Here is an 18,104-nt window from a genome sequence, read left to right as displayed (position 1 = left end):
TTTTATTATTTCAAACTAGTATTCAATGCATGTAAGATTGCAGAAGCCTTTAAAAGACACTCCTGATATTCTTGTTCTGCTAATGCTTGGTTGGTAACCGCCCCGCCTGTATGAAAAGAGAGGTAATGTTCCTGCTGATTGTAAAGGAGAGAGCGGATCACGACATTAAAATCAAATTCGTCATGTAAGGTATCAAAATAGCCTATGGAACCCGCATATACACCTCTTTTGGAATCTTCAATCTGATCGCAAATGCGCATAGCAGCAATCTTGGGAGCCCCTGTCATGGAACCCGCAGGAAATGTATGTCTAAATACGTCCATATTGGGCACCTTTGGATCTTGAGTACAAGTGATGGTAGATATCATCTGATGTACCTGTTTAAAAGATTGGATTTCAAACAAACGTGTGGCTTCAACTGTTCCGGGGAGGGCACTTCGTGTCAAATCATTTCGGACTAAATCCACGATCATTACATTTTCGGCAATCTCCTTCTGCGATTGGAGCATACGACTGATAATCTCTTGATCCTCGTACGCTGTAGCACCCCTTTTAGCAGTGCCTTTAATGGGCTGAGAAATCAGTTTACCTTGTCTTTTCGCCAAAAAACGTTCTGGAGAAGCACTCATGATATAATGATGGCCAACTTTAAAAAAGTTGCTGAATGGAGTAGGTGATACAGTATTCAATTTTAGATAAACCTCAATCGGGTTAATATGTGCATTTTCGGCGAAGAACTCCTGACAGAGATTTACTTCGTAAATATCGCCACGCTGAATATGTTGTTGTACCTTATCAAAGGCAACAAGGTATTCTCCTTTCGTCCATCTTGAGTGTATCTTTATCTCTAGGTTGGCATCTATCTGTGGAATTGCTGTGTCGCAGATGGACTGATACACCGCAACTGGATCATCGGCTTGGATGTGAACCTGATTAGCGGCCCATCTGACCGTTATGGTTGGAACAAAAAAATAGGCAGCTGGAAATCCGAGCTTATCAATGGCACTAGTATGCAAATCTTCGATCTCATTCTTAAGATCATAGGATAGAAATCCCGGAATAAATTCGCATTGATGTTTGACTAGGAATTGCTGTAATTGATCCAATACATCATCATCTGCACAAAATGAATGCAAGGCCTTCACCGCCAATACACTCTCAAATCTTCCCCATTCGTCAGGCGCGCCATTGCTATTAAAGAAAGAAATTTCATCAAATTGCCCCGACCAATGCAGGGCTTTCTGATGAAATTTATCTTTAGAATCGAGAAGATCAAAACTTTCGATCCTCATATTTTACTTTGATAAAGCCAGTGTTTGTTTACGATCTGGACCTACCGACAAAATCGTGATAGGAACTTCGAGTGCTTTCTCCAAATAAGAAATATAGTTGTTTAACGCCTCAGGAATCTCGCCTTCCGATGTAATACCAGTCAAATCTTGTTTCCAACCTTGAATTTCCTCCAAGATCGGTTCTGCTTGATGGGTAATAATCTCGTATGGCATGTAGTCAATTACCTCACCATTATATTTATAATGTGTACAAGCATAAATCTTGTCGAAAGTATCCAATACATCGGCCTTCATCATGATTAAATCAGTCACACCATTCAGCATAATCGCATATTTCAGCGCAGGAATATCAATCCAACCTGTACGACGAGCACGTCCTGTTGTAGCACCAAACTCATGACCCAATTGACGTAGTTTTTCACCAGTCTCGTCATGAAGTTCAGTAGGGAAGGGGCCTCCACCTACGCGGGTCGCATAAGCTTTGAAAATACCGTATACCTTACCAATTTTATTGGGAGCAATACCAAGACCAGTACAAGCTCCTGCGGTAGTTGTATTTGATGAAGTAACAAATGGATAAGAACCGAAATCCACATCTAAAAGGGTACCTTGAGCTCCCTCAGCCAATACACGTTTGCCTTCTTTCAGATATTGATTAACTAAATGCTCTGAATCAACATGAGGAATGGTTTTAATAAATTCGATAGCATCCAGGAACGCTTGTTCTTTTTCACTGAAATCAGGAATATCACCATAGTGTGAAAGAATATTTAAATGCTTTTCTTTCAGCTTTTGGTAACGCTCTTGAAAATCTGGAAGTGTCGTATCACCTACGCGTAAGCCGTTTCTACCAGTCTTATCCATGTACGTCGGGCCGATACCTTTTAAGGTAGATCCAATCTTGCCTGCGCCCATTTTCGATTCTGAAGCGGCATCCAATAATTGGTGTGTTGGCAAAATAAGGTGTGCTTTGCGCGCTAGCACCAAATTGCCTTTACCCACCGGATCAAAACCAGCTGTCTTAAGGTTATCTAATTCTCTTTTTAGGATAATCGGATCAATAACGACACCATTACCAATAAGATTTAGTGTACCTTCATTGAAGATACCAGATGGAATTGTGTTGAGCACGAATTTTTTGTTATCAAATTCCAACGTGTGTCCGGCGTTAGGGCCGCCTTGGAAACGAGCGATTAAATCGTATTTTGGACAAAATACGTCTACGATTTTACCTTTACCCTCGTCACCCCATTGTAAGCCCAAAAGCACATCAACTTGCATAGCTTTTAAAGTATAGTAATTAAAATGTTATTAATAAAAATAGACTCATTAAAAAAATAAAAATGTTCAGGAATTTTTCTCCTGAACATTCCTGAACAAATGTACTATTATATTTAACAAAAATATAAGATTAATTTGAAATAGCTTCTTGAGCTACGGTTTCTTCTTTTTTATTTTTTTCCTGACAATCTTGACATACACCATATAAATTTAAAGAATGGTGTTTGATGTCAAACTTCAATAGATCCCCCATAAGGCTCTGGATCTGGTTGATACGAGGGTCACAAAATTCTACAACCTTATTACATTCAATACAAATCACGTGGTCGTGTTGTTTGAAACCGTAAGACTTTTCGAATTGAGCCATATTACGGCCAAATTGGTGTTTGGTGACTAAATCACAAGACACTAATAATTCGAGGGTATTATAAACTGTAGCACGGCTGACACGGTATTTTTTGTTCTTCATATGGATATACAAAGACTCTACATCAAAGTGATCAGTACGTGAATAGATCTCTTCCAAGATAGCATAACGCTCTGGAGTTTTTCTTAGATTTTTATTTTCTAAGTATGCTTCAAAGATTTTTTTTACAGTTGCAAAATTTTCAGCTTGATTCATAGTAAAAATATTCTTGTACAAATTTACCAATTTAGATTGACATTTGATAGTATTTCTAAATTGTGATATTCATTTGATTAATTTTCAGATTCATAACGATTTACTCCTGTGATCCCTCTTACTTGTTTGAGGTTTTTCATCAAGCTCTCCAATTGCTGCGTATCATTGACGTATACCATAATATTCCCATCAAAAATACCATCATTACTCGATATGGATAAGGAGCGAATATTAACGGCAAACTCTTGGGAAATGACAGTTGTGAGTTTGTTGACCAATCCGACATCATCGATCCCCACAATATGCAACCCTGTGAGAAATGCAGAGTCCTTGGTAGAAGCCCATCGCGCCTTCAAAATACGGTACCCATAATTTGCCATCAATTTGGATGCATTAGGGCAACTGGTACGATGGATCTTGATGCCATCATTGACCGTCAGGAAACCGAAAATATCATCTCCCGGAATCGGATTGCAACAAGGAGCCAGCGTATAGTCAACTTTTTGCATATCATCTCCGATAAGAATAGTATCAAACTCTTTCTTATTGATCTTTTCGACTAAACCACCTATATGGCTATTGAACTGATTTCCAGAAGAAGAACCTGCATTGATTTCAACCGCTTTCTCATGTGCGACATACTCGCGCAATTGCTTGATATCAACGATGCCTTTCGCTACATTATAAAAAAGGTCCTGAGAGCTTGGATATTTCAAATAATTAGCAATCTTGTTGATATTATCGGTATTGTAGGTCACCTTTAAAGACTTCAATTTGCGCTCTAGAATCTCCTTACCATCCTCTGCGACTCTTCGTTTTTCTTCTTTAAGAGAGGATCTAATTTTAGATTTTGCTTTTGCCGTAACGACAAAATTGAGCCAATCTTCTTTTGGAGACTGTTTGCTGGAGGTTATAATCTCCACTTGATCACCATTTTGCAAAACATGGCTAAGTGGAACCAATTTATGGTTCACTTTAGCTCCAATACAGCTGGCACCTATATCGGAGTGGATCTCAAAGGCAAAATCCAATGCTGTTGCATTGTTAGGCAATTGGATTAAGGTGCCTTTTGGCGTGAAGATAAAAATCTCATCGGAAAACAGATTCATCTTAAAATCATCCACAAAATCCATGGCATTCTGATCAGGACTGCTCAGTACATCGCGTACCTTTTTGATCCATTGATCCAGGCCTGAATCGGAATTAGACTCTTTATATTTCCAGTGGGCCGCAAATCCTTTCTCTGCAATTTCATTCATCCGTTTGGTCCGAATCTGAACCTCCACCCATTGGCCTTTGGGACCCATCACTGTGGTATGTAAAGATTCATAACCATTCCCTTTGGGGGAGGAGATCCAATCGCGTAAACGGTCTGGATTAGGGCGGTATAAATCCGTAACAATGGAATATACTTTCCAACATTCGGTTTTTTCCTTTTCGTCTACCGCATCGATAACGATACGAATGGCAAATAAATCATATACTTCCTCAAATGGAATTGACTTTTTGCGCATCTTGTTCCAGATCGAATGGATGGATTTAGGCCTTCCAAACACAGATGCTATAATGCCTTGTTCTTCTAGAATTTCCTTAATAGGGTCGATAAAATCACCAATGAATCTCTCGCGCTCGGCCTTCTTCTCATTCAGTTTTCGAGCAATAAATTTGTAGGTATCCGGATCGGTGAACTTCATGGACAAGTCCTCCAATTCTGATTTAATTGCATATAGACCCAAGCGATGAGCTAAAGGGGCATAGAGATAACTGGTCTCCGAAGCAATCTTCAGCTGTTTGTCTCTTGCCATAAACTCCATCGTCCGCATATTATGCAGCCTATCCGCCAATTTGATAAGAATAACACGCACGTCATCTGCAAGGGTGAGCAGCATTTTACGGAAGTTTTCGGCCTGCATTGAACTATTAGGATCAAATATTCCGGAAATTTTAGTTAATCCGTCGATAATGCGACGGACTTTTTTTCCAAACATTTCCTCAATTTCGTCCAAGGTCACATTGGTATCCTCAACAACATCATGGAGCAAAGCGCATACAATGGAGGTCGTACCTAAGCCTATTTCCTCAGCAGCAATTTGCGCTACAGCAATAGGATGATAAATATAAGGTTCTCCTGATTTGCGGCGCATTTCCTTATGACTATCCAATGCCAAATCAAAAGCTTTACGAATCTCTTGCTTATCCCCACGCTGCAAAGTAGGCTTGCAGGCACGCAATAACGCACGGTAACGTTTTCTTATCTCTTTGTTTTCTACCTCTATATCAATCACATAATCTTTCATAAACGTTGCAGGTAAATGATGTTTTTTTGAGTATTTTTGTTTAATTTAGTTAATGTATTTCGAATACGATTATCAAGCTAACTTATTTTGTAATAAATTTACCAAAATATAATAGCATTGACAAATTAAAAGAGTTATATAGTCATTCAGATGAAGACAATAGTAGGTGGTTTGCTTTTTCTTCTTGGGACTTTGTCAGGTGTGACACAGGCTCAATCTCTTGTTCTTCCATTGTATGGTGAAGGGGCGCAAGAGACTGTGACTGATTATATGAAAACAACATTACCTTCGGGCGAAATTCTACCTTGGTTTCCCATCCCAGAGGTTGTTATTGTCAGAAAACGAGTATGGTCAAGCGAGGAAGCAAGACGGGAATATCTACGTTTTAGACGAAATGTACTGAAGGTACTCCCTTATGCGATCTATGCACAAAAAAGATACGACCAGCTAGATCGGGATCTAGCCCTGACATCTGAAAAAAAGGAGCATGAAGCGCTGGTGGAACGGTGTGAAAATGACGTAAAACAAATGTTTAATAGGGAAATTAAAAACATGACCATTTCCCAGGGTAAAATTCTTATAAAACTGATCGATCGCTATACAGGACACACAAGCTACGAAATGGTAAAAGAAATGAAAGGTGGAATTTCCGCGTTCTTTTATCAAGGTGTTGCCAAAATTTTTGGACATAATCTAAAATCAGCGTATGATCCAAAGGAGGACTTCGAAATCGAAAATATTATCCGGGAATTTGAAAGATCAAGACCTAAACCAGTCATGTAGACTTCAGTATGCAAATTGCTAGGAGACTTGAAAAAAGTATCCGGATCCTCATGTAAATACCTAAATTAAGATAATATGAAAACGATTTATGACTTTGATGCCTTGCAATTCAATGGAACCATGAAATCTCTGGGGGATTTTGAAGGAAAGGTTTTGTTGATTGTCAATACAGCGAGTCAGTGTCTGTTCACAAAACAATTTAAATCGCTTGAAAAGCTCTACCAAAAGTATAAAGAAAAAGGGTTTGAGATACTGGCATTTCCGTCCAATAACTTCCGAAATCAAGAACCCTTGACAGGCAGTACATTGGAAACATTTTGTCGAATAAACCAACAAGTCAGTTTTCCGGTCTTTAAGCGCAGCCATGTCATTGGCACCTATACGACGCCATTGTATAATTTTCTTTCAAATAAGACAGAAAACGGTCATATAAATAGCAAACCTTCCTGGAACTTTCACAAGTACCTGATCAACAAGCAGGGAGAAGTTGTGGATTTCTATTACCCCACTACTTCGCCATTGTCAGGTAAAATTTGTCGTAATATCGAACGACTTTTAGCGGAGTAAACAACAAACTTTCTACCTTTGACCTCAGCTTCATAACAGTAAAACTTATATATGTTGGCTATCTTCAAAATAAGCTAGCAATATAAAAGAATTAACTGCAGAATCATTTTTAACCGATTTTGGTGAAATTGGAGGCTGTAAACAAAAAATAAGATATCAATATGCTAAAACTAGATTTATTAGTCATTGCTGTGCATCCCGATGACGCAGAATTAGGGGCAGGCGGAGTAATGGCAAAATATGTTGCTGAAGGAAAAAAAGTAGGAATTGTAGACCTGACACAGGGCGAACTAGGTACACGCGGTACAGCGGAGACCAGAGCGCAAGAGGCGAAAGATGCCGCAACGATCCTGGGATTGGCTGCTCGCGAAAATCTCGGTCTCAGAGATGGCTTTTTCGAAAATGCTATCGAAGAAAAAATGGCTATTATAAGTGCAATAAGGAAATACCAGCCTGAAATTGTTATCACCAATGCGATTACCGACCGCCACCCTGATCATGGCAGGGCAGGGCAGCTTGTGAATGAAGCCTGTTTCCTTTCGGGTTTAAGAAAAGTGGAAACAAGAGATGAAAATAATCATATACAGGAAGCTTTTCGGCCACGTTTGGTATTACAGTTTGTACAGGACTATTATATCAAACCTGATGTGGTTATTGATATTACGGACTACTATACTATCAAGGAGAAGTCAATCCTAGCATACAAAACACAATTCTATACCGGTGAAAACACCAATCCAGACGAGCCACAAACCTATATCTCCAATCCGGATTTTATGGAATCTACTGCTGCTAGAGCGAGAGAATTTGGCCGTTATATCCAGGCAAAATATGCTGAAGGATTTACTTCTAAAAAGATATTAGGTGTTGATGATCTATTCGACCTGAGATAAAGAAGCTGTAATAAAAATAAAGAAGTGAAAAGCCGAGGATTCTATGGACACCATAAAATCTTCGGCTTTTTTATAAATGATAGGTAGTTTATCAGGAGATAAAACCTTTTACATATTGTTTTGTGATCTCATGTTGCGGGCTTAACAACACTTGCTCAGTGGGGCCAAATTCAAGGATTTCACCCCCATAAACGAAAAGAATATAGTCGGACACCCTTCTAGCTTGTCGTAAGATATGTGTCACCAGAACAATGGTATAATCCTGCTTCAGCTCGATTAATAATTCTTCAATTTTTGCTGTAGATAGTGGATCCAATGCAGAAGTCGATTCATCACCAAGTATAATTTCAGGTTCAACAGCAAGACCCCTAGCTAAACAAAGCCGCTGTTGCTGTCCAATCGAAAGACCACTTGCAGACTGCCCCAAACGATCCTTGACCTCATCCCATAAGGCCACATTTCGCAATTGTGTCTCGACAATCTTATCCAGTTCTTTTTTATTCTTGGTGCCATGTATACGCGGGCCATAAGCGACATTATCGTAGATGGACATCGGTAAGGGATAAGGTTTCTGGGATAAAAGCCCCATCTTCTTACGGATATGTGTCACTTCAGCATCCTTACCATAAATATCCTCACCGTTCACAAGCACAGACCCAGTTATTTCAACACCTTTTGTGTCGTCTACAAGTCGATTAAGTGTTTTCAACAAGGTGGTCTTACCACAACCCGAAGGTCCTATGATAGAAGTTACACTATTGTTGGGTAAGGCAAGATTAATATTTTTTAAGATATGTCGTCCGTCGATATACACATTAAGATCCTTAATCTGTATATGGGGATCAGTTAATGGGCTGTTTAACGACGATTCTTTTGTTTCGATTGAAGGATATGTGTGCATACTACGATAATTAAAATAATGATTGTTAAAACCAGGGCTGAAGCGTAAGCTCGCCCCTGTACCTCAGGAATTGGACTGCTTAACTGAAAAAATATAGCCAAGGGAAGTGTTGCTGCAGGTTCGTCAATATATTTAGGCAGATTATCACTGAAGCCTGTTGTCAATAGCACACCAGCAACATCACCAATAGCCCTTCCAAACGCCAACAGAATAGCCGTCAATAATCCAGCGCGAATGCTCCGCAACATAACCTTAGCGAGCTCCCAACGTGTTGTACCAAGGGAAAGCGTGACATTTTTCAAATCTTCAGGAATCGTTTTGATTAATTCGTCTACTGTACGTACCACAATAGGGATCGTCAATAATGTGACCGTAATGATACCACCCAATAGCGAAGCTCTAATACCAAAATAGACCATGATACCAAAGCCGACAGCACCATAAACAATGGATGGAACACCATAAAGTACATCGAACAAAAGCTTTGAAAACTGTGTTACTCTGGAATTTGTCCCTAAATAAATATTAAGATAAAGAGATATTGGGATGCCAATAAAAGCGGAAAGGGCGGTCGCTACACCTGCCAGATAGAGCGAACCTAATATGGCGTTTAAGATTCCGCCTTCTTTACCTATGTAAAACCCACCTTTGGGCAATTGGCTGACCATCTCCCAATTGAGATAGGGAAGCCCCTTATAGAGGATCGTACCTACAATAAAAAACAGGGAAGCAGTTACTGTAATTCCGGACAGATGCATGAAACCCTTCGCGATTTTTTCGCTCAATAACCTTCTTTTGGTATTATCCATCTAAACCTCCTTCGAGACGTCTCAAGATCAGACGTGATATTAAATTGAAAACAAATATGATCACAAATAGCAATAATGCTGAAAACATCAATGCAGACTCATAAAGTGGGATGGACATCATCTCACCAAAATTGTTGGCAATTAAAGCTGGGATGGGGTAACCGGCATCAAAGATGGACGTAGGAACCTTGGGTACATTACCACAAACCATTAATACAGCAATCGTTTCTCCAAACGCACGAGAGGTCGATAAGACAATTGCCGCAATAATACCGGGCTTTGCTTTTTTGAGAATAACATGTTTTATGGTATCCCATTTTGTTGCTCCTAAAGACAAAGAGGCTGCTTTTAATTCATACGGAATCGTTTGGAGCACCTCAACCATAATTGAAATCATGATCGGAAATATCATGACTGCCAATACTATCCCTCCGGCTAACACCGAATAACCAGATGTCACCACGCCAAAAATTGGAGCAATATAAAGCTGGATCAATGGTACAATAAATAACACGCCCCAAACACCATATAGCACTGGAGGAATGGCAGCCAAAACATTGACAAGCGGGAGCATCATATTTTTCAATGCATCTGAAGCATATTCAGTCAGATAAACAGATGTTAATATACACAGTGGTATGGCAATGGCAAGGGATATCAATGTGACAGCAAGTGTGCCGGCGATAAAAGGCAAAAATCCGAATGAGCCTTTCATAGGTGCCCATACTTTGTCTGTCAACAGCTGAAATACATTACTATATTCAAATAGTGGAATGGATTTTACGGTTAAACCGACCGCAATAATAAGGACAACTGAAAGCGAAATCAGCAGCAACAATAATGTGGACCGTTTTACTAAAGTATCTTTAACTAGACGTGTATTTAGCATGCTATAACTTTTTTAGTTCTTCATTAATCAGTGTTTCACTCAATGGTACATAACCATTTTCCAGTAATTGTGATTGCGCCTGTTTCTGCAGTACAAATGAGATAAATTCCTTCAAAAGCAAGGACTCAGTTTTATTTCGTGTGACAAATGTCAGATCACGCGAAGGAGGGGCAGGGTATCTTCCCGCCGCAACTGCTCCTGTCAAGTCCGACAGGGAGCCATAGAATTGTTCATCTGCTTCAATCTGTCCATTTTTATTTAAATCTAATGGCAATACATCAATATGATCAAACACTTTATTTGTCTTTAAATTATATACATAATTAATGTTGTTGAAGCCAATGCCAAACTTATCATCTTTAATAGCTTGGGCGATGCCAGGGTCCCCGAAGATGCCAACACCTTGCAGATCCTCCTGTTTGTGTCCAAAAAATTTGGCCCATGTTTCTGCCGCTCCAGCGGCATCCGAACGCACGTAGACATTAATCGGATCCGAAGTAAATTGCGGATCAACTTGATTCCATGTTTTCAATTTTTGATTAACAAAAATATCCGAAAGCTCCTCCCGTGTTAAGCCCCGTTTCAGTAATGCTTTATAATTTGGATTGCCAGGATTCAATGTACATATTACAGCGTCTTTGGCAACGACAGTAGGAACTGCACCTTTTTTGATTTCTTGTGCATGAAGATCCCGTGATACTAGGCCAATGTCTACCATACCAGTTAACACATCGGCTATTCCTTTTCCCGCTCCGCCTGCAGAAATATTAAAACGAACATGAGGGTGAATTTTTTTAAAGTCTTCACTCCAGATTACCGCCAAAGGGTAGAGGGCAAAGGCTCCAGATAATGAAATATTACCTTCAAACCCACGCTCTTTGCTATATCCATTCTTTATTTTTGGCGCGCATGACGAGATCTTAGATACAACTATAAAGCTAAAAACGAGGGCTATAAAACATCTTTTTATCATTACACCTATTAGTCTACAGGTTTAGTATATTAAATTTTATACGGCAAATATATATTAATTTGGTAGATATTATAGAATATTAAAAAAATATTTTTACATTTGACTCGAGAAAAGAATACTAAATCAATAGATTTTATTTGTTTTATGCAAAGCTTCCGTACAGAATTAGAAAATCCAGTCGTGGAAAAGGAGATTATTGAACTTGAAAAAAAGATTCGGTTATTTCACGAAGGTAAGATCGCTGATGAGAAATTTAGATCATTGCGTCTAGCCAGGGGAGTATATGGACAGAGACAACCAGGGGTTCAAATGGTTCGTATCAAACTTCCATTTGGAAAAGTTACTTTTAAACAATTGATCAAAATCGCGGCAATATCTGATGAATATGCAAGTCGCAACCTGCATCTGACCACACGTCAAGATATTCAGATTCATTACGTAAGTCTGGACAGAACTCCAGAACTTTGGTCAAAATTGGCAGAGGACGATATTACCTTAAGGGAGGCCTGTGGTAATACCGTTCGTAATGTAACGGCTTCGCCAACTTCGGGCATTGATCCAAAAGAACCTTTTGATGTCTCGTCGTATGCACAGGCGACATTTGAATATTTTCTACGTAATCCGGTCTGTGCGGAGATGGGCAGAAAATTCAAGATGTCTTTTTCTGCAAGTGAAGAGGATACCGCTTTTTCCTATATTCATGACTTGGGTTTTATTCCAAAATTGAAGTATGTTGATGGTGTGGAAGTACGTGGTTTCAAAGTCTTGCTAGGAGGTGGACTGGGATCACAGCCATTTTTAGCATCGCTAACAAATGAATTTCTACCAGAAGACGAACTTATTCCTTATATCGAGGCTGCCTTAAGGGTGTTCGACCGATATGGTGAACGCAATAACCGTAACAAGGCCCGCTTTAAATATCTTATTCAAAAACTTGGCCTGGAAGAGGTATTGAATCTAATCGAAGCAGAAAAGATTGCTACAAAAGTAAAGACTTTCGCTATTGATCGAACCAAAATTGAACAACCGCTGCCACCTGATGACAGCAAAATTACTGTACTTGATCTGGATAGCGACTTAAACTATCAGGTATGGAAGAATACGAATACATTTGAACAAAAGCAAGCAGGCTATTATGGTGTCTATGTACGTGTTTCTACTGGAGATATCGGCACGGATAAAGCGCGATCCTTGGTCGCTGGATTAAAAGATCTCGTTGCGGATGATATCCGGATAACACAAAACCAAAGTTTACTATTGAAGTATGCAACTGAGAAATCGCTACCTCATATTTACCAATTGCTCAAATCACTTGATCTTGCACAGGTAGGTTTTGACAGTACTGCAGATGTGACAACATGTCCCGGAACGGATACTTGTAATCTTGGCATCTCAAATAGTACCGAAATGGCGCGGGTCATTGAATCGTATATCGCCGAATTCCACCAAGATTTTATTTTCAACAGAGATTTGAAAATTAAGATATCCGGTTGTATGAATTCCTGTGGTCAACATGGACTGGCACATATTGGCTTTCATGGCAGCTCAGTTAAAGCAGAGGGCAAGGTAGTTCCCGCTGCCCAGGTTATGCTTGGTGGTGGTACGATCGGCGATGGCGAAGGCCGGGTTGCCGAACGAATTATCAAAGTACCAACCAAGCGCGTATTGCATGTGGTGGAATTCGTACTGAACGATTACAAAAAGAATGCTGAAGAAACTGAAAACTTTCATACGTATTACGACAGACAGGGTAAAAATTATTTTTACAATCTATTAAAACCATTGTCGGATCTGACCACACTTGCGGAAGATGAGTTTGTGGATTGGGGCCATGAGGGGACTTTCCAAACAGCAATAGGTGTGGGTGAGTGTGCCGGAGTGGTGATCGATCTCGTGGCAACATTGATTTATGAGGCGGAGGAAAAACTGCAATGGGCAAACGAGACGTTCCAGGAAGCAAAATTCGCAGACGCTATCTATCATGCATACAATGCCTTTGTTCAGGCAGCAAAAGCCTTGTTGTTAGATAAAGGTATTAGCGCAAGCACGCAAAATACAGTGATCAATGAATTCCAGACACATTTTGTGGAGTCTGGGGAATATAACTTTGATCAGTCATTTCCGGAGCTTGTCTTACAAATCAGTAAAAATGAACCTACTGAGGGCTTTGCAACAGGTTATCTGCAAGAAGCCACAAAGTTTATCAATGAGGTTTATCAACGTAAAAATTTAACGCCTGTATTGGCTTAGGAGGGAACGGAATGTCGATAGAAGCAAAAGTAACTTTGGTAGGTGCGGGGCCAGGAGATCCAGAATTGATTAGCCTAAAAGGGATCAAAGCAATCCAGAAAGCGGATGTTATTTTGTATGACGCGCTTGTCAATGATGAATTATTGGATTATGCGAAAGCAGATTGTATAAAAATTTATGTCGGGAAACGTGCTGAACAGCTTTCAATCTCGCAAGATGAAATCAATCGTTTATTGGTTGACTATGCCTTGAATTATGGGCATGTGGTGCGTTTGAAAGGTGGAGATCCCTTTGTCTTTGGACGTGGAGGTGAGGAGATCGATCATGTGGCACAATATGGCATTGAAACAGCCGTTGTACCTGGTATTTCCTCCGCTATTGGCCTAACAGGGCTACAGCAGATTCCTTTGACTTATAGAGGGATTAGCGAAAGCTTTTGGGTGATAACAGGGTCAAAATCTGATGGCAGTTTATCTAGCGACCTATACTTGGCGGCAGAATCCAATGCGACTGTGATCGTCCTGATGGGCTATGGAAAATTAGCTGAAATTGTAGCCATCTACCGGGATAAAAATCTTCATCATCTACCAATCGCTTTGATTCAGAATGGATCATTGCCCAATGAAAAAGTTGTATTGGGAACAATAGACAATATATTAGATGAATCTACCGAAAAGAGAATCGGTGTACCAGCTATTATCATCATAGGTGAAGTTGTCGCGAAACACAGATCGTTTCAACAGATTAAAGAAAAAGCACTTGCATTATAAATAAGTATGAATCATTTATTTCCCATATTCGTTAAACTTGATCAGATCCAGACCTTATTGGTCGGAGGTGGAAAAGTTGCATTGGAAAAATTCCAGGCATTGATAACAAGTGATGAGAGATTGAAACTAACTGTTGTCGCAAGGGAAATTGTTCCAGAATTTGAAATATTACTCAGGAATTACCCTCACACTCAACTTCACATCCGTCCTTTTGAGACGAGTGACATTGAGCACAAGCACCTTGTGATTGCTGCGACGAACAATATGGAACTGAATGATGAACTTCGTGAGTTAACATCACTTCACAATATACTTTTCAACGCAGCGGATAAACCAGATCTATGCGACTTTTATTTGGGATCTATTGTTACTAAGGGCGATCTAAAAGTCGCGATTTCCACAAACGGCAAATCACCAACAATTGCAAAAAGGGTGAAGGAATTGCTCAACGATCTATTACCAGCCGAAATCGACGAAACGCTTTCATTGATGAGCGAATATCGTGAACAGCTGAAAGGAGACTTTGAATTTAAGGTAAAGAAGCTGAACGAACATACCAAAAATATATTACGTCATGAGCGTTAAGGAAATTAAAGAAATTATCGGCGATAAAAAAGGAACGGAGATGCTGCAAGCAATTGCAACGCTATATCCTTCAGAAGTTGTTTTTTCGACTTCTTTTGGGATAGAAGATCAGATTATCACCGAATGGATTGGCAAAAACAATATTGGTATCGAGATTTTCACTTTAGATACGGGGCGATTATTCAAAGAGACATACTCTTTGTGGAGTCGCACATTAGAACGTTATCAACTGAATATCAAAACATACACACCGGATACGACATTGTTGGAAGATTTTATCAGTAAAAAGGGACCTAATTCTTTCTATGAATCTGTTGAAAACCGTAAAGAATGTTGTCGGATCAGGAAGATTGAACCGTTGCAGCGTGCTATCAAAGGAAAAAAAATCTGGATTACCGGCATTCGGTCTGAACAATCGGTCAATAGACATGATATGGACTTTGTAGAATATGACGAAGTAAATGATATCATAAAAATCCATCCGCTGTTTGACTGGACCTTTGAACAGGTAAAAATGTATTGTAAAGAACAGTATATTCCCTATAATGTCTTACATGACAAAGGTTTTCCGAGCATTGGTTGTCAACCATGTACAAGAGCTATTCAGGAAGGAGAAGATTTTCGGGCCGGAAGATGGTGGTGGGAAGATCAGAGTAAAAAAGAATGTGGTTTACATGCTGTTAAAGCTTAATTATAAAAAGCGTAAACCCGAATTCATTAAATCAAATTTTATTATTTCAAAGAATGGACTATTTAGATCATTTAGAAGCGGAAGCAATATATATATTAAGAGAAGTTGCTGGACAGTTTGAAAAACCAGCATTATTATTCTCGGGCGGAAAAGATTCCATTACATTGGTTCATCTAGCAAAAAAAGCTTTTAGACCGGGTAAATTTCCTTTTCCACTGGTTCATATTGATACTGGGCACAATTTCCCAGAAACTATTGCTTTCCGTGACAGTCTTATTGAAGAGATCGGAGAAAAACTTATTGTTGGCTATGTCCAAGACAGTATAGATCAGGGCAAAGTTGTTGAGCAAACAGGTAAAAACGCAAGTCGTAATGCACTTCAGACTGTTACCTTACTCGATACGATCTCGAAGCACGGTTTCGATGCATGTATCGGAGGAGCACGTAGGGATGAGGAAAAAGCACGTGCAAAAGAACGTATTTTCTCCGTTCGCGATGAGTTTGGACAATGGGATCCAAAAAGACAAAGACCTGAGTTGTGGAGTATTTTCAACGGTAAGATAAACAAAGGCGAGAATGTACGGGTATTCCCGATATCAAACTGGACTGAGCTCGATGTCTGGAATTATATCAAACGCGAACAAATTGCATTGCCATCCATTTATTTTAGCCATGAACGGGAGGTAATTACCCGTAACGGACAATTAATGGCGGCTGCACCATTTTTGAATATTGATGAGGAGGATGTTGTTGAAACTAAATCTGTTCGTTTCAGGACGGTGGGTGATATGACCTGTACTGCGGCAGTAGATTCTACAGCAACTGCTTTAGATGATATCATCGCGGAAATCAAGGCATCAACAGTCAGTGAACGTGGGGCTCGGATGGATGACAAAGTATCCGAGGCAGCAATGGAAGAACGCAAAAAACAGGGATATTTTTAATTTCTCAAATCTAATACTTGATATTGACAACAATGAATATATTGAAATTTATAACAGCTGGTTCGGTAGACGATGGTAAAAGCACCCTAATCGGTCGATTGCTATACGATACCAATTCTATTTTGGATGACCAATTGGAAGCGATACAGCGTGCCAACCGAAAAAATGATGATGGAACAGTAGATTTAGCGATATTAACGGATGGACTAAAGGCAGAACGCGAACAAGGGATAACCATCGATGTTGCTTACAAATATTTTCAGACCGATCATCGAAAATATATTATCGCTGATGCTCCAGGCCATATTCAATACACGCGAAACATGGTTACCGGCGCATCTAATTCTGAGCTGATCATCATCTTGGTAGATGCACGAAAGGGGGTTATTGAACAAACGAAAAGGCATTCGTTTATTGCTAAATTACTGGCAATGAAACAAGTATTGGTGTGTGTCAATAAAATGGATATGGTAGATTATAGTGCTACTGTTTTTGAACAAATCAAAAATGATTACCAGCAATTGGCTGCCAATCTAGGACTTCAGGATGTTGATTTTATCCCTGTATCCGCATTAAAAGGAGACAATATTGTTCATAAATCTGATCGTATGCTATGGTATTCAGGAGAATCGCTATTGGATTACCTGGAGAATGTTGAAATCCACGAAAATCAAGCGGCGAATTGGAGATTCCCTGTGCAATGGGTTGTAAGGCCACAAACAGATGATCTCCATGACTATAGGGGATATGCCGGCAGAGTGTTAGGAGAGGGGCTTACTGTAGGCGATCAGGTGATTATTTATCCTTCTGAAACATACAGTACTGTAAAGACTATAGAATTTAACGGCCTACAACTTGACCGTGCAGAAAATGGACAGTCAGTTATCCTTCATTTAACAGACGATGTGGACATTAGCCGTGGCGACACGATTGCAAATGTTGAAAAACAGCCAAAATTTGAGCGTAATATACAGGCAAATGTATGTTGGTTTGACAATAAGCCCCTGGATACCGAACAGATCTACTTGCTTCAGAGCCACAGTAAATTGACAAAAATTAAGATTGTCGATGTGCTTTACAAATTTGACATCAACACTCAGGAAAAAGTTTTCGACGAAACAATCAAGCTCAATGATATTGGTCGCATTGCAATCAAATCTGCTGAAAATCTTGTATTTGATTTACAGGCAGAAAATTCTGCAAATTCTCAAGCCATTGTCATTGATCCACGGACTAACTTAACAGTTGGCGCTTTGATGATTCAGGCTATTGATTAACATTTTTTAATCTGTAAATACTCAACCTAAATATTTATTGAGGAATCCAAGCATTTTGCTTGGATTCCTTTTTTATTTTATTATTAAAATGTGTAAGTCTTATTTGCAAATCATTGTAGGAAAGCTTATTTTATAGTAACCTCAAAATTGAAATAACTATATCAAATAATTCTTTTAAAAGCCTCAGCCCTCATTAGTACATATAATTATTATAATTTATATTATGTTAAATAGTAATTTGTAAACCCTCCCTTTTACCCAACGATTTGTTCTATTTTGT

17 protein-coding genes are annotated in these 18,104 nt (G+C 39.3%); 9 read left to right on the top strand and 8 right to left on the bottom strand.

Annotated features, from left to right (window positions below; all coding sequences use genetic code 11):
• Positions 1 to 5: 5 nt before the first annotated feature.
• The 4 genes from OGI71_RS05320 to OGI71_RS05305 all read right to left on the bottom strand — a co-directional run bounded on the left by OGI71_RS05320 (position 6) and on the right by OGI71_RS05305 (position 5,492).
• On the bottom strand, positions 6 to 1,292 hold the full coding sequence (locus tag OGI71_RS05320) for an anthranilate synthase component I family protein (RefSeq protein WP_282254318.1): 1,287 nt from the start codon (positions 1,290 to 1,292) through the stop codon (positions 6 to 8).
• Between the two features lie 3 nt (positions 1,293 to 1,295).
• Complete coding sequence (locus OGI71_RS05315; protein WP_120257513.1) at positions 1,296 to 2,573, bottom strand: adenylosuccinate synthase; 1,278 nt, start codon at positions 2,571 to 2,573, stop codon at positions 1,296 to 1,298.
• A gap of 130 nt (positions 2,574 to 2,703) precedes the next feature.
• On the bottom strand, positions 2,704 to 3,195 hold the full coding sequence (locus OGI71_RS05310; RefSeq protein ID WP_104381932.1) for a transcriptional repressor: 492 nt from the start codon (positions 3,193 to 3,195) through the stop codon (positions 2,704 to 2,706).
• 77 nt (positions 3,196 to 3,272) lie between these two features.
• Positions 3,273 to 5,492, bottom strand: a complete 2,220-nt coding sequence (locus OGI71_RS05305) for a bifunctional (p)ppGpp synthetase/guanosine-3',5'-bis(diphosphate) 3'-pyrophosphohydrolase (protein ID WP_282254313.1) — start codon at positions 5,490 to 5,492, stop codon at positions 3,273 to 3,275.
• 150 nt (positions 5,493 to 5,642) lie between these two features.
• Here OGI71_RS05305 and OGI71_RS05300 point away from each other — a divergent pair, with 150 nt between their 5' ends.
• The 3 genes from OGI71_RS05300 to bshB1 all read left to right on the top strand — a co-directional run bounded on the left by OGI71_RS05300 (position 5,643) and on the right by bshB1 (position 7,735).
• Complete coding sequence (locus OGI71_RS05300) at positions 5,643 to 6,275, top strand: DUF4294 domain-containing protein (protein WP_282254312.1); 633 nt, start codon at positions 5,643 to 5,645, stop codon at positions 6,273 to 6,275.
• Positions 6,276 to 6,350: 75 nt separating this feature from the next.
• Positions 6,351 to 6,842 carry a redoxin domain-containing protein gene (locus tag OGI71_RS05295; RefSeq protein WP_282254310.1) on the top strand — a complete coding sequence of 164 codons (492 nt, stop codon included), beginning with the start codon at positions 6,351 to 6,353 and terminating at the stop codon, positions 6,840 to 6,842.
• 161 nt (positions 6,843 to 7,003) lie between these two features.
• Entirely contained in the window at positions 7,004 to 7,735 is a 732-nt protein-coding gene (gene bshB1, locus OGI71_RS05290) for a bacillithiol biosynthesis deacetylase BshB1 (RefSeq protein ID WP_282254308.1), read from the top strand.
• Between the two features lie 91 nt (positions 7,736 to 7,826).
• Here bshB1 and OGI71_RS05285 read toward each other — a convergent pair whose 3' ends face one another.
• The 4 genes from OGI71_RS05285 to OGI71_RS05270 are packed head-to-tail and all read right to left on the bottom strand — an operon-like array spanning position 7,827 to position 11,307.
• Positions 7,827 to 8,636, bottom strand: a complete 810-nt coding sequence (locus tag OGI71_RS05285) for a phosphate ABC transporter ATP-binding protein (RefSeq protein WP_282254307.1) — start codon at positions 8,634 to 8,636, stop codon at positions 7,827 to 7,829.
• The gene (locus OGI71_RS05280) at positions 8,594 to 9,445 is read right to left on the bottom strand and encodes an ABC transporter permease subunit (protein ID WP_120257508.1); all 852 of its coding nucleotides are present in this window, start codon (positions 9,443 to 9,445) and stop codon (positions 8,594 to 8,596) included. Before OGI71_RS05280 ends, OGI71_RS05285 begins: the two co-directional genes overlap by 43 nt.
• Positions 9,438 to 10,334 (bottom strand): phosphate ABC transporter permease subunit PstC, encoded by an 897-nt coding sequence (gene pstC / locus OGI71_RS05275; RefSeq protein WP_282254306.1) that lies wholly within the window; start codon positions 10,332 to 10,334, stop codon positions 9,438 to 9,440. Before pstC ends, OGI71_RS05280 begins: the two co-directional genes overlap by 8 nt.
• A 1-nt stretch (position 10,335) precedes the next feature.
• Complete coding sequence (locus OGI71_RS05270; RefSeq protein WP_282254305.1) at positions 10,336 to 11,307, bottom strand: PstS family phosphate ABC transporter substrate-binding protein; 972 nt, start codon at positions 11,305 to 11,307, stop codon at positions 10,336 to 10,338.
• 144 nt (positions 11,308 to 11,451) lie between these two features.
• On the opposite strand from OGI71_RS05270, the gene OGI71_RS05265 reads away from it, so the two are divergent.
• The 6 genes from OGI71_RS05265 to OGI71_RS05240 are packed head-to-tail and all read left to right on the top strand — an operon-like array spanning position 11,452 to position 17,824.
• On the top strand, positions 11,452 to 13,557 hold the full coding sequence (locus OGI71_RS05265) for a HEPN domain-containing protein (protein ID WP_282254304.1): 2,106 nt from the start codon (positions 11,452 to 11,454) through the stop codon (positions 13,555 to 13,557).
• An 11-nt stretch (positions 13,558 to 13,568) separates the two neighbouring features.
• A complete protein-coding gene (gene cobA, locus OGI71_RS05260; protein ID WP_282254303.1) occupies positions 13,569 to 14,327 on the top strand; it encodes a uroporphyrinogen-III C-methyltransferase in 759 nt (252 codons plus the stop codon).
• Positions 14,328 to 14,333: 6 nt separating this feature from the next.
• Entirely contained in the window at positions 14,334 to 14,912 is a 579-nt protein-coding gene (locus OGI71_RS05255; protein ID WP_282254302.1) for a bifunctional precorrin-2 dehydrogenase/sirohydrochlorin ferrochelatase, read from the top strand.
• Positions 14,902 to 15,603: a phosphoadenylyl-sulfate reductase gene (locus OGI71_RS05250; protein WP_282254301.1), complete on the top strand. Its 702-nt coding sequence runs from the start codon at positions 14,902 to 14,904 to the stop codon at positions 15,601 to 15,603. Before OGI71_RS05255 ends, OGI71_RS05250 begins: the two co-directional genes overlap by 11 nt.
• 53 nt (positions 15,604 to 15,656) lie before the next feature.
• On the top strand, positions 15,657 to 16,547 hold the full coding sequence (gene cysD / locus OGI71_RS05245; protein WP_282254300.1) for a sulfate adenylyltransferase subunit CysD: 891 nt from the start codon (positions 15,657 to 15,659) through the stop codon (positions 16,545 to 16,547).
• A gap of 32 nt (positions 16,548 to 16,579) precedes the next feature.
• Positions 16,580 to 17,824, top strand: a complete 1,245-nt coding sequence (locus OGI71_RS05240; protein ID WP_282254299.1) for a GTP-binding protein — start codon at positions 16,580 to 16,582, stop codon at positions 17,822 to 17,824.
• Positions 17,825 to 18,104: the final 280 nt, after the last annotated feature.

Source organism: Sphingobacterium sp. ML3W (assembly GCF_029542085.1).
Taxonomy (GTDB): Bacteria; Bacteroidota; Bacteroidia; order Sphingobacteriales; family Sphingobacteriaceae; genus Sphingobacterium.
Note: the sequence above shows the minus strand (reverse complement) of the source record. Positions and strands in the feature narration are given on the sequence as shown.

Excerpts from the sequence above, each read along its gene's own strand:
- OGI71_RS05320 (WP_282254318.1), bottom strand. The coding sequence starts at position 1,292 with ATGAGGATCGAAAGTTTTGATCTTCTCGATTCTAAAGATAAATTTCAT.
- OGI71_RS05315 (WP_120257513.1), bottom strand. The coding sequence starts at position 2,573 with ATGCAAGTTGATGTGCTTTTGGGCTTACAATGGGGTGACGAGGGTAAA.
- OGI71_RS05310 (WP_104381932.1), bottom strand. The coding sequence starts at position 3,195 with ATGAATCAAGCTGAAAATTTTGCAACTGTAAAAAAAATCTTTGAAGCA.
- OGI71_RS05305 (WP_282254313.1), bottom strand. The coding sequence starts at position 5,492 with ATGAAAGATTATGTGATTGATATAGAGGTAGAAAACAAAGAGATAAGA.
- OGI71_RS05300 (WP_282254312.1), top strand. The coding sequence starts at position 5,643 with ATGAAGACAATAGTAGGTGGTTTGCTTTTTCTTCTTGGGACTTTGTCA.
- OGI71_RS05295 (WP_282254310.1), top strand. The coding sequence starts at position 6,351 with ATGAAAACGATTTATGACTTTGATGCCTTGCAATTCAATGGAACCATG.
- bshB1 (WP_282254308.1), top strand. The coding sequence starts at position 7,004 with ATGCTAAAACTAGATTTATTAGTCATTGCTGTGCATCCCGATGACGCA.
- OGI71_RS05285 (WP_282254307.1), bottom strand. The coding sequence starts at position 8,636 with ATGCACACATATCCTTCAATCGAAACAAAAGAATCGTCGTTAAACAGC.
- OGI71_RS05280 (WP_120257508.1), bottom strand. The coding sequence starts at position 9,445 with ATGGATAATACCAAAAGAAGGTTATTGAGCGAAAAAATCGCGAAGGGT.
- pstC (WP_282254306.1), bottom strand. The coding sequence starts at position 10,334 with ATGCTAAATACACGTCTAGTTAAAGATACTTTAGTAAAACGGTCCACA.
- OGI71_RS05270 (WP_282254305.1), bottom strand. The coding sequence starts at position 11,307 with ATGATAAAAAGATGTTTTATAGCCCTCGTTTTTAGCTTTATAGTTGTA.
- OGI71_RS05265 (WP_282254304.1), top strand. The coding sequence starts at position 11,452 with ATGCAAAGCTTCCGTACAGAATTAGAAAATCCAGTCGTGGAAAAGGAG.
- cobA (WP_282254303.1), top strand. The coding sequence starts at position 13,569 with ATGTCGATAGAAGCAAAAGTAACTTTGGTAGGTGCGGGGCCAGGAGAT.
- OGI71_RS05255 (WP_282254302.1), top strand. The coding sequence starts at position 14,334 with ATGAATCATTTATTTCCCATATTCGTTAAACTTGATCAGATCCAGACC.
- OGI71_RS05250 (WP_282254301.1), top strand. The coding sequence starts at position 14,902 with ATGAGCGTTAAGGAAATTAAAGAAATTATCGGCGATAAAAAAGGAACG.
- cysD (WP_282254300.1), top strand. The coding sequence starts at position 15,657 with ATGGACTATTTAGATCATTTAGAAGCGGAAGCAATATATATATTAAGA.
- OGI71_RS05240 (WP_282254299.1), top strand. The coding sequence starts at position 16,580 with ATGAATATATTGAAATTTATAACAGCTGGTTCGGTAGACGATGGTAAA.